Source organism: Enterococcus sp. 1001283B150225_161107_E12, assembly GCF_015556925.1.
Classification (GTDB): domain Bacteria; phylum Bacillota; class Bacilli; order Lactobacillales; family Enterococcaceae; genus Enterococcus_B; species Enterococcus_B mundtii.
In genome coordinates, this window is the sequence record NZ_JADNNI010000001.1 from 253491 (window position 1) to 267633 (window position 14143).

The window sequence follows — 14143 nt, forward strand, 5'->3', positions numbered from 1 at the left end:
AAAGCCTCCTAAGATTTAAAGTAATGTTCTAAAATTCCGGTTCTTTTTAAATACATGCCGATGGCTACGCCAAGTGCAACCATGATCACGATCAGCAATGTTTTAAAAAATCCGACAGCTACTAGCAAAATAGCTAATATCAATCCAAGCGCGCCACAAATAATTGGGAGCTTGTATGTCGAAAAGATCTCGTTCATTTTCTCTCCCCCTTACTGTACTCGTGAGTGTTCAACTCTTTTTGATTGTGGTGAATCAAAACCGGTATAATTGATCAGGACATTCACTGGTTCATCTGTGCCGATGATTTGTTTTACATCGCGCTCAATGTCTGTCATTAGTGCTCCTGTTTTACCGATTAATGATGACGTACGTTTCAACTCGCCTTTTACTTTTACGTCAATTTTATTTTTTGTTGCTTTGATCGTTACTTTTGGGGAAGAAACAAAGTCTTCTTTCGTCAATCGTGAACGAACCATTCCTTCGATTGCTTTTTTATCTAATGTTAACTCTCCATCACCTTTTTTTAATAAGAATGACCGGTAAGTTTTTGGGTAGAATAATAAGACTAGAATCAATATCAACGTCAACACAGCAAACGCTGCGGTTACCCAAAAGACATATTGTTGTACGTAAAAGTTAGTTAATGATAAAAAGCGAAATTCTTCTAACTTAAACGGCAATGGATACACTGAGCTTAGCAACATTGCAAATATTAAAACAGACAGCAGAAGGATCAGTAAGATCGCTCCTATCGTTTTGGCTCCTTTGTTCATTTTCTCGCCCTCCTAGCTTCTAGTCACTGATTATAGATTGATAGCTTCTCCACCAGTGATACCGTAAATCTGTGCTGTGACATAGCTTGCTTTGTTGGATGCAAGAAAGACATAAACAGGTGCTAGCTCAGCTGGTTGACCTGCACGTTCCAACAATGCTTGTTGACCAAACTCAGGTAGATCTTCTTTTGGTTGACCTGCATCTAGTTGTAATGGTGTCCAAATTGGTCCTGGTGCTACGCCGTTGACACGAATTCCTTTTGGTGCTAATTGTTTTGCTAAACCAATGGTGAAGTTTGCAATCGAAGCTTTAGTCGCTGCATAATCTAACAAGTGTTCACTTGGATTGAATGCTTGGACAGAAGTCGTTGTAAGGATTGCTCCTCCTGCTGGAATATGTGGAATTGCTTCTTTCACAAGTGCAAACATTGCGATGATATTTACAGCAAAAGTATCTTTTACTTGTTCTAATGGGATTTCTGCAATTGAAGGAGACGAAATTTGTTGCGCCGCATTCAGAACAAGTGTGTCTAATCCACCAAATGCATCCACTGTTTTTTGGATGATTTCTTTTGGTGCAGCTTCATCTCGCAAATCATAAGGTAATAGTAATGCTTTACGTCCAGCTTCCTCGATATAATGGGCCACTTGTTGCGCGTCTTCTTCCTCACCTGGGAAAAATTGAATGGCTACATCTGCGCCTTCTCGTGCAAAGGCAATGGCAGCGGCACGTCCAATACCAGAGTCTGCACCTGTGATCAAGACCCGTCGATTTGCTAATTGCTCCGTACCTTTATAACTTTCTTCACCGCAATCAGGCACTGGTTTCATATCCTTTTGCAAAGCCGGAGTTTCTTGATCCTGTTTTGGAAATTCTTCTGTGTGGTATAGTTTTCTTGGGTCGATTAAATTTGGTTCTGTCATGTTGATCCTCCTAATTTTTAGTCATAACTGACGTTATAAATTTGGGCATAAAAGCCCATATTAATTATTTTGTGTAATCTTTTCTAAATAAATGATACCCTAGCGCAGCCGCCGCAAGGATTGATCCTCCTAATACTAAGAGAAAACCAGTTGCTGAATCTTCTCCTGGTAATCCACCGGTATTCATTCCCCAAATACCAGCGATCATCGCAGGTACAGAGATGATCAATGCGGTAGAATCCAGATATTTCATCAGATGATTCAAATTGTTGTCCATCATTCCATTGAACAGATCGCCGATACTTTCTAACAGATCGCGATAAATCAGAATCATCTTCTCTGTTTGGCGTTGCCTTAAACGAACGTCATAAAGAAGCTGTTCGTCATTGACACGTTCTTTGAATTCAGGTGTTTCCCACAATAGTTCCATTGTCTCTTTTTGATCCCGCAACGTATGATCGATGTAAACAATGTCTCTTTCTAAATCAGCTTGCTTGTACAGCTCTTCATTTTCTGTCGTTTTTCGAGCTTCTTGATCTAACGCATCAATACGCGTTTTCATTTCACGAAGTTCTTTGACAAAATGGGTATAGATATCTAATGCCGCATAAACAATCACTTTTTCGAAAGAATCGATTTTATTACCATGATGTTCAATCAGCCGATCGATAAAATTGGTTTTTTCGTCCCGACAAGTAATCAATAAGTCATTTGATATGACGAACGACAATGGCGTCAGGCGACGTTCGATTTTTTCTTTTTCACTTGAAAGGTTGAGCAGTACTAAGGAAATCGGGTTGTTCAAACTTGTTCCTGATAGATGTTCAAGCCGTGAGACCTCTTCTGGATAAGTCATACCGACAAAAATATCTTCAGGAAGCTGGTAGGTTCGAGTAACCTGTTCGATTTCCTCAGTATCGCTCGTATCAATAACAAGCCAATTAAAATGTTCTTCATCTGCGGCTATTACTTTCTTGTTTTCATCAATCAAGTAATATTCCAGCATGGTGAATCGTCCTTTCCAGTATGCAATCAACTAAAGAAACAATTAGTTAGTTTGATATTATGATCTAGTACAGCAATCTCATTTTCTAATGAAAAACTGTTCAATACATGATCATAATCCATCGTCAAATATTTGCCTAAATAGCATTGTTCACTTTGTGATGTATAGATTTCTAGCGAAGGATGATTGATTTTTGTGACGTATAGTCCAAATTCAGTAACAAAAGGGATAATTTGGAAAAAGCTACCTTTCGCACAAGCTCCTTTGTCTCTAAGAAAAGGATCTTTACTATTGATCAATGCAAGTGCTAATTTTGATTGTTCGCCTGCTTTTTCCTTCAAGATGTCCATCGCATTTCTTGTCAGCGTGATTTCCATATCGATCATCTCCTCTATATAATAGTAAGTTTTTCTATTATCGATCAATGACTCAATTCTGTATTTCGTTTAACACGAGCGTACATTGGATATTTAGGGAATGATTTAACACAACGAAAAGCGGTCATATTTGCATACTTTTCATAGTATTTTTTACTAGCACCTTTAAAATCTTCACTCCATGGTTTGATGTGTCCAGAGTAATGGATGATATAAGGCTTACGACGTGCTTCTTCGTACTCTTTTTCTCCTTCAGCTGTTGGATGTTGTTTTGCTTTCGCCATGATGTAACCTTGTGCATTCCATTTTGGATGCAAAGCAATCCAACGATCGTGTAAGATAGCATTCAATGCATCTTGGTCATGGAATCGAAGTTTTTCTGGATTTTCTTCAATGAAGTTAAGAACTTTTTTCGTGATATTTTGTTCTAACCATTTTTCAACATTGATCAGCATCAAGCCTGAGTTAAAGTAACGCATTGAGTCTGCTTCGATCTCCATTTTTTCAAGACGTTGGTGGAAACCAGCATCTTCAACTGCTGCCATGACTGCGCCGTTAAACTCTAAATCCCATAGTTTGCTGACATCGTTCAACGCGATCATGTCACAATCCATATAAAGGACACGTTCCACATTTTTCCCTCTAAACAACTCAGGGATTGCAATACGATAGTATGCTGTTTCAGGAATACGATCACTTGTTACTAAGTTTTTGAAGAATTTTTTATTGATTTTCAAAAATTCTACATCTGTATTCATTCGTGAATTCTTCACTGAATAACGTAAAAGATTTTTACTTTCTAATTCAATATCATCATCAACCACATAGAATCGTACAAACACTTTTGGGTCACTATTTTCTAAAATCGACACGAACAGTGCTGCTAGATGAGGCACAAATTTTGTATTACAACTAGAGACAACTGCTACTTCTTTTCTTCTATTCATTTACCTCGCCTACTTTCATTAATACGCTATGCGCTAGATTTTTTAGATAGATTTGTGTATAAGGATGATCCTCCAATGTATTCCAAGGTTTATCATGCCCTGTGAAATGAATGATTGAAGGAGCTTCATTCCCACTCTTATATAACTCTTCATATTTTTTATCTGGAGCTGGGTGGCGTTCAAAAATCAACGAACATTGCATGTTCCATTTTGGATGAAGTTGTTCCCAATCTCCATATAAGACACCATTCAATGCGTCTTGGTCATGATAGATAATCTGATCACCATTTTCTTTTAGGAATTGGATCGTTTTATCTGTAATGTCTTTTTCAATCCATTGATCAATATCGATCACCATAACACCTGAGTTAAAATAATATTCTTCTGAATCGATCCCTAGGCGCTTCAACGCTTTCGTTTGTCCTGGATCAATTACTGCCCCAATTGTTTTACCGTTCAATGATTCATCATATAATGCAACGATATCATCTAATACTAAAACATCTGCATCTAGATACAACACTTTTTTATAATTGTATTTTGCTAAGATCTTAGGTAGAGAAATTCGTAAATACGCAGTTGTTGTAATGTGGTCACTGACTAAGAAATCTTCATATACATCTTTCTCCACTGTCAAGAATTGGATGCTTGCATGTTCTGAGTGTTGTGCAACTGTCTGACGCAATCCTTCTTTACTATATTCTGATAGGCCATCATCAATCACATAAAAATATATATGTCTCATCTTATTCGCATTTTCCAGTGCCGTTGCAATCATTACGCTTAGATAAGGAGCATAATTTTCATCTGAAGCAGTCACAACCGGTACAGTCCCATACTTAATCTCCATCAAAATCACTCCTTTTTTTAATCTTTTTCTAACCTGTTCTACATCTACAATATGCCTACTTTTTCCTGAAAGCAAAAGATATGCTTTGTTTTTTATGAATATTACCCTAAATTTGCCCTTTTTTATGAAAATGAAAACGAAAACATTAAGATTGTTATGCTTTTTTATACAGCGGTCTTAACCATTTACTTACTAATATCCTTTTCACCCTTTATGAAAAATCTTTTTTGAAAAAATTCAAAGAGTTAAAGCATTTTATTTTTATTTTAGAAGTTTCTCATTTAAGCTATTGGTGAAAGAAAAAAGACTAAGGGAGCGTAAAAAGATGAAATTAGCAGCAATCGATCTAGACGGGACCTTGCTTGATTCCCAAGGAGTTGTCCCACAAGAAAATATTCGAGCATTAAAAGCATTCTCCTCTAATGGAGGAATCGTAACGATCGCTACAGGAAGAAATAGTATATCTGCAAAGGATGTCTTTGCACAATTAGGAGTTAGTGGCTATTTGATTTCTTCTAATGGTGCATTAATTTCGGAAATGAAAGACGGCAAGATCGATCATGTATTAAGACGCTCAAAAATTGAAGTACCTATACTAAAAAAGGCCTTTTATTTAGCAAAAGAAGCAAAAATATCGATCATCGCAAGCCGAGAAACACAAGATGACCAAATCACTTTTAACGAAAATGCCTTAGTAAAAGACGATCCTTATTATCAACACTTTAACTTGCAAAATCATTCTTTCGATGAGATCACAGCACAGTTGGACGATCCTTCATTGAGCTATTTGAAACTGGCACTGACGGATAAAAATGAGGAAAAACTAAAAAAAATCCAAGTAGAGTTGGAGAAAGAAGGAATTGATTCTGTCTTTTCAGACCCACATTTCTTGGAAATCACTCCTAGAAATATTACAAAGGCACACTCTCTCTTATTCCTAACTGAGTACTTAGGTTTATCTTCAGAAGACGTCATGGCGTTTGGTGATCAAGAAAATGATTTGGCAATGCTTGAGTTCAGTGGATTAAGCGTGGCTATGGGCAATGCGCAAGAACATGTGAAGGATTTAGCAGATGAAGTGACAGAAACTAATGACGAAGCCGGTGTTGCAAACTTTTTGAATGATCACTTTTTATAAGGAGAGATGATAGATGTTAGTGGTTATCGATATGCAAAATCATATTTTAGATCCAACTAGTGAATTTTATTTAGAAGATGGTGAAGCATTAGTTGAACGTGTAAACACACGCTTAAACCAAGCACGTGCAGCGAATGAATACGTACTATTCACTCGAGATATCCCTATCGAACGGAAAGATGAGGCAGAGAGTGAAGATCTTAAAATCATTCCCGCTCTCTCCCCTCTATCAGATGAGCGTGAAATCAAAAAATACTACTTCACTCTGCCTCCAGAAATATTAACAGAGATCAAACATTCACTTTTTGAACGTAAAGAAGAACAAAAAACAATTGAAGTAGTTGGGATCGAAACGAATTTGTGTGTCTTATCCAACACGATTGCTTTACAAAGCGCCTTTCCAGAAGCTGACTTTATCATTGATTCGTCACTAGTCAGCAGTCGTAATCATGAGCCACAAGCACTTAAACTTCTAAAAGACTTTAATGTTTATGTTAAAGAGTAAATGGTCGAAACCAATCGAAAAGCATAAAAAAGGTGGAATGAAGGTTCCACCTTTTTTTATTTTTTTCAAATGATACGTCTACAGAAAAATCATGTTTTTTATCGAAATATTTGTTCAGAATCGTATAACATGCTATCTTTTATTTAGTGAATATAAATCTAGTATATTCTCAAATAGAATAACTCAAAACACAATTTATGCACGAATAAAATATAGCTATGGGAGTTTATTTATTATGCTGGAATTGAGCCGACTTGCTTTTATTTTTCCTGTTTTTATCTTTGTACCGATCGTTTTTTCATTTATCAAATGGACAAAAGAACGAAAAAAAATCGCTTTGGCTAGTTTTCCTGCGATCTATTTTATGTACAAAGTATTAAATTATCAGTTTTTCGAACCCTTCCAGATCTTCACGTTTAATTTAGTTGGGTTCATTTTCTCCATACTCTTTGTCATTGGGTATTTATTTTATCTAAACAGAAAAAATAAACGTTAACTCTCATAGATAATTATTTAAGAGAAAGGTGAGGTAAAATGACCATTGAAGAAGCGATTTTACTGGATACACTGCATTGCCGTTTAAACTTCCTCAAAGATAAAAAGCATTTAACTACACCACAGGTTGCTGAAAAAGTGAACTTACCGATTGAGACATATAAAAGCTATGAAGATGGAAAAAATATACCTAGTATTATCGAATTAATCTTTATCGCAGATTTTTACGACACGACCATCGATTATTTGATTGGTCGAACGGAAGCATCCTAAACACTCAATTCACTGTTTTAGAAAGAAGGAAATCTTATATGCGCTTATGGCATCAAAGCCTCTTGCAATCACTTCCACGCCAACAATTATTAGGACAACATCGCGAATGTTGTGCTCTGAGAGGCAATGGTTGGGGACGAAAACATGCAACTGTCGATTACGTTTTTACACATTCGCCTTATAAATTATTTCAATATCATTTGTTAGTAATGGAAGAAATGAAGAAACAGAATTATAAACCTGGTGAAGAATGGTTTGATCCCTTGTATCGTGGGAAGATCTGCGAACCTTATCCTACCCTTTCCCCTATCGAATGGACCTCACCCCTTTATCCAGAACATGATCAGATCTACTTAGCCGAATGCGTGGCAAACTTAGAACAGAAAGGGATCATCTTATAAACAAGTAATAACTCATGGCTCTATCAAACCTCTCGATTACTGAATCGAGAGGCTTTTATTGAAATTAGACACAAAAAAACTGCTCTTTCATAAGAAAGAGCAGTAAGATATCAATCGTTTGATTATGCTTTAACGATGTTGATTGCTTGAGGGCCACGTTGTCCATCTTCAACATCAAAAGTCACAGCTTGACCTTCGTCTAATGTTTTGAAACCGTCACCTTGGATAGCTGAAAAATGAGCGAATACGTCATTTCCATCTTCACCAGTGATAAATCCAAAACCTTTGTCTGCGTTAAACCATTTTACTGTACCGTTATTCATGTATATTTCCTCCTGATACGTATCAACGTACGTTTATAGTGCAATAAATATTTGATAGGCAAAAGGAGTCTTATAATGTTTAACTTATAGCTCAAATTACGTTTCAAAATAGATTACTTTTATACTATAGCATGCCCTTTCATAAAACACAACTATAAACCCTCGGTACTTTCAATTTCTCTATTTATCTCATTTGTTTGATTCGTTCATTAGATGAAGTAATGTCTTTCTTTTGATAAATCATCCCTAACTCCTGCATCAAAAAACGCTCACTCACATTTGACAACATTTGTCTAATTCCGCTGATAGCTTCTTCTGGAGCAGATCCTTGAACAAACCAGAAAACAGATTTTTGATACAAAGGAGCCTCTGGTGTGTCTAACCCATACTCAAATAGATCCGTCCAGCGATCAATAAATGTTTTTAACAGACCGGTCACATCCCACCAGTAGATAGGTGTACCAATCACCAAGACGTCAGCTTGTTTGATTACTCCCATGACTTTGTCAAATTCATCCTCTTCGGTCATCTGCCCTAACTGATTGATCGAATAATCAACTAAATGCAGGACCGTATAGTCGATATCTTTTAAGATTTTTTCTCCCCATTTAACGGTCATCCCCTCTTTGTTCGGGCTTGCATTAATAAACAAAATGCGCATATTATCTCCTCCTCTACCCAGTTTTTCATCCTCACTCTTTTTTTCATATGAACTCTTGGTTAATTTTTATATTCAAACGATTATGATATCAAAACGATACTTTTCTTCATCAAATATAACATTTTTTACATTAAAAAAACAAATATTAAAAAAATCATCATCCATTAAAACTCTCTGTTATTATATTCATCTTAATGATAAAATAAAGTTTGTTTGTAATTATTTCTTTATATAATTATAACGTTGCGCTTTCTTGTACTACTATTCTTTTTTGATTTATCTACACTCTCTAACTGGCTTTCGTCGGTTCGATTCCGACATAGAGAATACGGTCAAGCGCCGTAAATAAAACCAATCGCTTTTATTAGGGGGAGCTTTGTATGAAAGCGATCTATTTTTTGTAGAAACAGGAGGAAAAAATGAATTTATTGTTGTTATTGTTAGGATTAATCAGTTTGATACTTGGTCTCCATCTATTTAGCCGATCAAGTAAAAGAAATGGAAAAACTTGGCAGCGCCATCTCATTTTATTTAGTGCTTTATTCGGTTTACTACTAATCAGTAGCGCTTGCGGATCTGGTACCAATCAAGCGTCAAAAGCAGATACTGCTACTTCGGAAACCACTTCAACATCCAGTGAAGATAAAGCCCAACGAGAAGCGGTTGAAAAAAAAGAATTAGAAGAGAAAAAGAAAGAAGAAAAATTAGCAGCTGAGAAAAAAGCACAAGAAGAACAAGCGAAACGTGAAGCAGAAAAGAAAGCACAAGAAGAACAAGCGAAACGTGAAGCGGAAAATAAAGCGCAAGAAGAACAAGCAAAACTTGAAGCAGAAAAGAAAGCACAAGAAGAACAAGCTCGTCTTGAAGCAGAAAAGAAAGCACAGGAAGAACAAGCTCGTCTTGAAGCAGAACAGGCCGCACAAGCACAGGCAGCGGAACAAGCGCGTATCGCTGAACAAGCTCGTGTAGCCGCTGAACAAGCAGAAGCCCAACGCGTGGCACAAGAACAAGCAGCCGCAGCTCAAGCGCAACAAGCACAAGCGAATGAAGCACAAGTCTTAGTTACCAGAACTGGAGCAAAGTACCATACGCATAAGTGTGGTAACGGTGACTACTATCCTGCGACAATGAGTGAAGCATTGGCACGCGGATTGACCCCTTGCGAAAAATGTTACTAAAATAATTTATGCAGTATACGAGATCGCTACCGATCTCGTATACTGCTTTTTTCTTATCAACTTTATAATTTAGTGTACATCTTCTTATCCTTTCTTTTCATTTAAATAATCCAATTTTTTTGTGTCAATGTTGCCCTTTAAATAATAATCATTATTATTTAATAAAAATACAGTTGATTCAATTCAACTATCTGTGCTATAATAGTTATGGAATTTCGTTATCAACGTATCGTTGCCTTTCAACAGAACAATAAGAAAGGAGAATGACTATGACATTCTATAACAAAGAATTACAATATCGTGTCACTCTTAATACCGATTTAAATCTTTTCGTCGTGTTCGACAAAGAAGATAGCAATCGTGTAGCGACTGGTGTAACGATCGAACAAGCAGTGCAAGAACTTAAAAAATCCGCATAGGAGTGAAAACCTCGAATGGACGATTGCAACTCTAGTTCACAATAAGACACCTACTTGAAAGATCAAAGTAGGTGTCTTAAATTTTATATGCGTGACGAAACTCTTCTCTTATTTTACATATGATGATCGGATGATCCTAGCTTATTCTTAAGAATATTCTTTTTTAAATTATTCGATCCTATTTTCAGCAACTGGAATAATGACCTTATTGGCACTAATCTTCAACTAATCCTTACAATCTTTTTTGCTTTATGCTAAAATTTCTTTTTCAAGATAAAAAAATATTTTTGTCTTTAGAAGCCGTTTACAAGGAGGTTTAGAAATGAAAACAGCGACAGTTCACTCTTCACGTGATAGAAAAAATGGCTGTCTCCATGTTTTCAATTTGATATGGAAAAGAATCTAACCGTATGGACTTTACTATTATGTTTGATCATTGGATTAGCTTTATTACTTTTTAATGTGATTAGTTGGACAACATACTTTGTTGTAGTATTGATTATTGCTGGATTGACGTTCTATGAAAAAAAACGACGTTCCAACCTTAATAAATAAAACTCGTTTGATTATGTAAAGGCAACGAAAACTGCATTAGAAATATAGTTAAAAATAAGCGCCACCTCTCGAAAATCATTTTTATGGTTTCGAAAAGGGTGACGCTTATTTTATAATGAAGTGGATCTCAATTATATTAAATGATAGAACTGATGGGATGACAAATACGCTTTTTATACCACCAAGCTATTGTAATAATTCTGGCAATCCAAATACTTCAAATCCATAGATTCTTGCTGCAGTGTCTGATCCTTGTGTTGGTTTGTCAATACGTAATCGGACATATCGTGCAGATTGTACCGCAAAAGTCTCGACCGAGCTACTCGCCGTATTATTGGTAGTTTTGGCGACTTCTTTATATATCTCTCCATCTTCACTTAGTTCGATCACATATGCTTTTGTATTCATATCAGGACTTTCTCCACCTGCTTGCGCATGGTCTATACGAACTTCACTAATGGTTTGAACATGCCCTAAATCAAGTGTCAATTCGTGTGGCGGCGTACCCGTTGCACACCACTTAGTCGTCAAGTCGCCATCTATTGCAAAATGAGGTGCTTCCGCTTCATTGGTGTAAGAAGAAGCGGTCGCTTTCGCGTCTCGTGATAACAGCGGCAACTCAGTTGGTACTTTATCAGAAATTGTGATCAAACCGACTTTTTCGACAGGTGTCTCCCCTGCTTGATTGCTTGCGGTTAATTTGACTTTATAAACACCTTCTTTGTGGTAAGTGACAACTGGCGAATTTTCATGACTTGTCGTAATATCCCCACCTTCAAATTCCCAAGTAACCGTTTCGGTATTTAAAGATGACGTGTTTGTAAAAGTAATCGCTGACCCTGGAGCGGCTAACGTTCTTGAAGCAGTAAAATCAGCTCTCGGCACTTTATTATCCGGCCAATCAAAAGAAACGGTCTCTGAAGGTTCACCTTGATTACCCAGCGCATCAACAGGCACGACAATCAATTTTGTTTGCGTGGTGTCTAAGGTTCGTTCAAGGGCATTGATATAATGATTCGTAGCTGGTGTTGCTCCTAAGAAAGATTTTGAGTTATCAGGATTCAACCGGTAGATCTCATAATAGCTTGCTTGACTCTTCGTCTCATCCCAAGCAAGTCGTATGCCAGCGTATCGCCCTTCTTCTTCATCAAATGCAACATCTTCAAGCGTCAGTCCCGAAACTTTTGTGGTTGGAAGTTCCTTTCCCTCTGTCAGTGCTAATTGACCCAAGTGTAGCGCGTAATCGGACTGAGTCTCTGAAGAAGCAAGCTGATAAGAGAGTGTGTTGATTTTTTCTCCTGCCAACCGACTGACATCATAGCTGACAATCGTCCAATCCCGACCGATTGGTACACTTGCCGAGATGATTTCTTTTCGTCCGTCAGCCATTTCTAAAACTAAGTCAAGTTGGCTCATGCTCGTTGCTTTTGCCGTTGTTGTGATAGAAGTTTTATCGGAAATGATTCCATCCATTCGATATAGTTTGATTGTACTTGATGCCTCGTTCACCATACTCCCTTTAAGAAGCAAAGAATTCCCGCCACGAAACGCCTCATCATAATCCATCTCAACTGCTAATTGATTTTCTCCTTGATGTTCAAAGATCCAACGATACGTTGGCATCACGTCTTGCATACTGCGATTATTCCACTGTAGATTAGATACTTTTTTTCCATTAATGAAGTAACCATACCCATTTCCCACACTAAAATTCGTTACAAAAGGTATGCTGGTAATAGCGCTCTGCTCTACTGCATACGTAGAGATCCCAGGCCATTCTTTTTCTATCGGTGCCTTCCCTTTCGTTGGATCACCTTGTTCATTGACCCAAAAACGCATTTCACGACGTTGAAAATCAGCAGGATCACTTGCTGATGTGTAGGTCCAACTCGGGACATACAGTCCTAATGAAGTATAAGGAGTGCCAGTTTCATCTGTGAATAGCCGCCAGTTCACTGGGGTATCATACCCATTTTGCTGGACATCGATTCCCGCATATAATTGATAAGGATCGATCCCTAATTCATTGGCTTTCTTCTTTGAAGCTTTCAATAATTCTTGACTCGCTAAACGATCGGTATTCCACCAAAAATTCAAAAACATGCTATCAGCTACAGGATTCATTTCCGCATCGACTAAAAACGCTTGGTTTTTATCTGTCAACGCATTTTGCCAATCCATCTTCCCTTCCGAAGTCATCGAATCGTACCACATGATTTCTAAAGCTGCTGCTTTTTGCTTGAATTGTTTGATGAATTCTTGCATCAAATCCGCATGTTCTTTACTCAATCCTCCTGCTGTATTTGCCCCTTCTACCTTTTTTTGATTGTTTGCATCATCAAAACTTGTGACTAGTGTGTCCGTTTCCTGATTGATAAACCAGCCATCAAACCCATATCGAGTAGCTACTTCGATCAATTGATCAACTAAAGGAAAGGTACCGTCCTCATCTTTTTGCAAGAATGTATCCAACCATTCGATTTTACCGCCATGAGCGGACTGCGGAAAGAAAACTGTCCCTAATACTGGCACACCATTTTTATGGGCCGCATCAATGACATCAGGACTTGGCGGTACAATGATCCCTTCACCAGACGAACCACCCCAATACACAAGTTGGTCGATATATTGCCAATTGGAAAATACATTGGCATCAAAAGTATTGATACCTCTAGGCGCATTCCCACTTGTACTGCTATTCATGATCGACAAAGCGACCACTTTCATTTCTGGTGTTTGCGTGTCATTTGAAGTTGTCAGTGCCTTTTTATCGATCCGTTTTGCTAAAGGCACTTTACTGACGTTATAAGGTGCATCCAGATCTTTAAAAAATTCCCATTCTAACAATTCTTCAGGAAACCAGTAAGACGATTCCGGCTGATTATCCATTCCTCGTTGATAAGTTGCTGCTTCTGTTTCTTTGTAATCAAACGTTTTAGTCTCTGCGTGATACGTTGTCCCACTACCAATTGCACTTGATATTACTACTGCACAAAAGAGTCCGACTGCTATTTTTTTCTTATTCTTCATCTCCGCTCCCCCTAAATTTAATTGATACACAAAAATGATAACGCTTTCTTAAACGTGGGTATATGAACAAAGCATAGAACTTTCACAACAAATTATAGGTAACATGAATAAAAAACTGATTTTGATCGTCGATCGAAATCAGTTTTTGTATTGTTGATTCGCTATTATGCCGTTTTACGATAGATTTTATTTGAAACCCTCACGAAACCAATCAACTATAATAAAACTTGTATTGTAGGTCAGCATGATTAGTTACTTCAATGGTATTACCTTTATTCATGGAGATAG

At 37.3% G+C, this 14143-nt stretch carries 17 protein-coding genes; 7 read left to right on the top strand and 10 right to left on the bottom strand.

Features of this window, described 5'->3' with window-relative positions; translation table 11 throughout:
* Positions 1-8: 8 nt before the first annotated feature.
* The 7 genes from I2F89_RS01015 to I2F89_RS01045 form a co-directional block, all read right to left on the bottom strand.
* Positions 9-197 (bottom strand): DUF2273 domain-containing protein, encoded by a 189-nt coding sequence (locus tag I2F89_RS01015; protein WP_010735369.1) that lies wholly within the window; start codon positions 195-197, stop codon positions 9-11.
* Between the two features lie 12 nt (positions 198-209).
* Positions 210-773 (bottom strand): alkaline shock response membrane anchor protein AmaP, encoded by a 564-nt coding sequence (gene amaP, locus I2F89_RS01020; protein WP_071867436.1) that lies wholly within the window; start codon positions 771-773, stop codon positions 210-212.
* Between the two features lie 30 nt (positions 774-803).
* Positions 804-1697 carry an SDR family oxidoreductase gene (locus tag I2F89_RS01025; protein ID WP_023519734.1) on the bottom strand — a complete coding sequence of 298 codons (894 nt, stop codon included), beginning with the start codon at positions 1695-1697 and terminating at the stop codon, positions 804-806.
* 64 nt (positions 1698-1761) lie between these two features.
* Positions 1762-2703: a magnesium transporter CorA family protein gene (locus I2F89_RS01030; RefSeq protein WP_071867437.1), complete on the bottom strand. Its 942-nt coding sequence runs from the start codon at positions 2701-2703 to the stop codon at positions 1762-1764.
* Between the two features lie 26 nt (positions 2704-2729).
* A complete protein-coding gene (locus I2F89_RS01035) occupies positions 2730-3080 on the bottom strand; it encodes an iron-sulfur cluster biosynthesis family protein (RefSeq protein ID WP_071867438.1) in 351 nt (116 codons plus the stop codon).
* Positions 3081-3124: 44 nt separating this feature from the next.
* Positions 3125-4027 carry a glycosyltransferase family 8 protein gene (locus tag I2F89_RS01040; protein ID WP_071867439.1) on the bottom strand — a complete coding sequence of 301 codons (903 nt, stop codon included), beginning with the start codon at positions 4025-4027 and terminating at the stop codon, positions 3125-3127.
* Positions 4020-4877: a glycosyltransferase family 8 protein gene (locus I2F89_RS01045; RefSeq protein WP_195513252.1), complete on the bottom strand. Its 858-nt coding sequence runs from the start codon at positions 4875-4877 to the stop codon at positions 4020-4022. The genes I2F89_RS01040 and I2F89_RS01045 overlap by 8 nt, the downstream gene beginning before the upstream one ends.
* A 325-nt stretch (positions 4878-5202) precedes the next feature.
* On the opposite strand from I2F89_RS01045, the gene I2F89_RS01050 reads away from it, so the two are divergent.
* The 5 genes from I2F89_RS01050 to I2F89_RS01070 all read left to right on the top strand — a co-directional run bounded on the left by I2F89_RS01050 (position 5203) and on the right by I2F89_RS01070 (position 7689).
* A complete protein-coding gene (locus I2F89_RS01050) occupies positions 5203-6015 on the top strand; it encodes a Cof-type HAD-IIB family hydrolase (RefSeq protein ID WP_071867441.1) in 813 nt (270 codons plus the stop codon).
* A gap of 13 nt (positions 6016-6028) precedes the next feature.
* Entirely contained in the window at positions 6029-6520 is a 492-nt protein-coding gene (locus I2F89_RS01055; RefSeq protein ID WP_071867442.1) for an isochorismatase family cysteine hydrolase, read from the top strand.
* 235 nt (positions 6521-6755) lie between these two features.
* Entirely contained in the window at positions 6756-7016 is a 261-nt protein-coding gene (locus I2F89_RS01060) for a hypothetical protein (protein ID WP_071867443.1), read from the top strand.
* A gap of 38 nt (positions 7017-7054) precedes the next feature.
* A complete protein-coding gene (locus tag I2F89_RS01065; RefSeq protein ID WP_071867444.1) occupies positions 7055-7288 on the top strand; it encodes a helix-turn-helix domain-containing protein in 234 nt (77 codons plus the stop codon).
* A gap of 38 nt (positions 7289-7326) precedes the next feature.
* Positions 7327-7689 carry a TIGR02328 family protein gene (locus I2F89_RS01070; protein WP_071867445.1) on the top strand — a complete coding sequence of 121 codons (363 nt, stop codon included), beginning with the start codon at positions 7327-7329 and terminating at the stop codon, positions 7687-7689.
* Positions 7690-7811: 122 nt separating this feature from the next.
* Here the strand turns inward: I2F89_RS01070 and I2F89_RS01075 are convergent, their stop codons facing one another.
* Entirely contained in the window at positions 7812-8012 is a 201-nt protein-coding gene (locus I2F89_RS01075) for a cold-shock protein (protein ID WP_010735357.1), read from the bottom strand.
* Between the two features lie 184 nt (positions 8013-8196).
* Positions 8197-8673, bottom strand: coding sequence for a flavodoxin family protein (locus tag I2F89_RS01080; RefSeq protein WP_195513253.1), 477 nt, complete (start codon positions 8671-8673; stop codon positions 8197-8199).
* Between the two features lie 419 nt (positions 8674-9092).
* Between I2F89_RS01080 and I2F89_RS01085 the strand changes: the two genes are divergently transcribed.
* Together I2F89_RS01085 and I2F89_RS01090 are read left to right on the top strand one after the other, a co-directional pair.
* The gene (locus I2F89_RS01085) at positions 9093-9851 is read left to right on the top strand and encodes a hypothetical protein (protein ID WP_081367453.1); all 759 of its coding nucleotides are present in this window, start codon (positions 9093-9095) and stop codon (positions 9849-9851) included.
* A gap of 269 nt (positions 9852-10120) precedes the next feature.
* Positions 10121-10270, top strand: a complete 150-nt coding sequence (locus I2F89_RS01090) for a hypothetical protein (protein ID WP_010735353.1) — start codon at positions 10121-10123, stop codon at positions 10268-10270.
* A 741-nt stretch (positions 10271-11011) separates the two neighbouring features.
* On the opposite strand, the gene I2F89_RS01095 is transcribed toward I2F89_RS01090, so the two are convergent.
* A complete protein-coding gene (locus I2F89_RS01095; RefSeq protein ID WP_195513254.1) occupies positions 11012-13855 on the bottom strand; it encodes an endo-beta-N-acetylglucosaminidase in 2844 nt (947 codons plus the stop codon).
* Positions 13856-14143 lie beyond the last annotated feature (288 nt).

What these genes read in the sequence shown, in the direction of transcription:
- I2F89_RS01075 (WP_010735357.1), bottom strand. Translation starts at nt 8,012, where the DNA reads ATGAATAACGGTACAGTAAAATGGTTTAACGCAGACAAAGGTTTTGGA.
- I2F89_RS01070 (WP_071867445.1), top strand. Translation starts at nt 7,327, where the DNA reads ATGCGCTTATGGCATCAAAGCCTCTTGCAATCACTTCCACGCCAACAA.
- amaP (WP_071867436.1), bottom strand. Translation starts at nt 773, where the DNA reads ATGAACAAAGGAGCCAAAACGATAGGAGCGATCTTACTGATCCTTCTG.
- I2F89_RS01065 (WP_071867444.1), top strand. Translation starts at nt 7,055, where the DNA reads ATGACCATTGAAGAAGCGATTTTACTGGATACACTGCATTGCCGTTTA.
- I2F89_RS01015 (WP_010735369.1), bottom strand. Translation starts at nt 197, where the DNA reads ATGAACGAGATCTTTTCGACATACAAGCTCCCAATTATTTGTGGCGCG.
- I2F89_RS01025 (WP_023519734.1), bottom strand. Translation starts at nt 1,697, where the DNA reads ATGACAGAACCAAATTTAATCGACCCAAGAAAACTATACCACACAGAA.
- I2F89_RS01060 (WP_071867443.1), top strand. Translation starts at nt 6,756, where the DNA reads ATGCTGGAATTGAGCCGACTTGCTTTTATTTTTCCTGTTTTTATCTTT.
- I2F89_RS01085 (WP_081367453.1), top strand. Translation starts at nt 9,093, where the DNA reads ATGAATTTATTGTTGTTATTGTTAGGATTAATCAGTTTGATACTTGGT.
- I2F89_RS01030 (WP_071867437.1), bottom strand. Translation starts at nt 2,703, where the DNA reads ATGCTGGAATATTACTTGATTGATGAAAACAAGAAAGTAATAGCCGCA.
- I2F89_RS01095 (WP_195513254.1), bottom strand. Translation starts at nt 13,855, where the DNA reads ATGAAGAATAAGAAAAAAATAGCAGTCGGACTCTTTTGTGCAGTAGTA.
- I2F89_RS01080 (WP_195513253.1), bottom strand. Translation starts at nt 8,673, where the DNA reads ATGCGCATTTTGTTTATTAATGCAAGCCCGAACAAAGAGGGGATGACC.
- I2F89_RS01055 (WP_071867442.1), top strand. Translation starts at nt 6,029, where the DNA reads ATGTTAGTGGTTATCGATATGCAAAATCATATTTTAGATCCAACTAGT.
- I2F89_RS01040 (WP_071867439.1), bottom strand. Translation starts at nt 4,027, where the DNA reads ATGAATAGAAGAAAAGAAGTAGCAGTTGTCTCTAGTTGTAATACAAAA.
- I2F89_RS01035 (WP_071867438.1), bottom strand. Translation starts at nt 3,080, where the DNA reads ATGGAAATCACGCTGACAAGAAATGCGATGGACATCTTGAAGGAAAAA.
- I2F89_RS01050 (WP_071867441.1), top strand. Translation starts at nt 5,203, where the DNA reads ATGAAATTAGCAGCAATCGATCTAGACGGGACCTTGCTTGATTCCCAA.
- I2F89_RS01045 (WP_195513252.1), bottom strand. Translation starts at nt 4,877, where the DNA reads ATGGAGATTAAGTATGGGACTGTACCGGTTGTGACTGCTTCAGATGAA.
- I2F89_RS01090 (WP_010735353.1), top strand. Translation starts at nt 10,121, where the DNA reads ATGACATTCTATAACAAAGAATTACAATATCGTGTCACTCTTAATACC.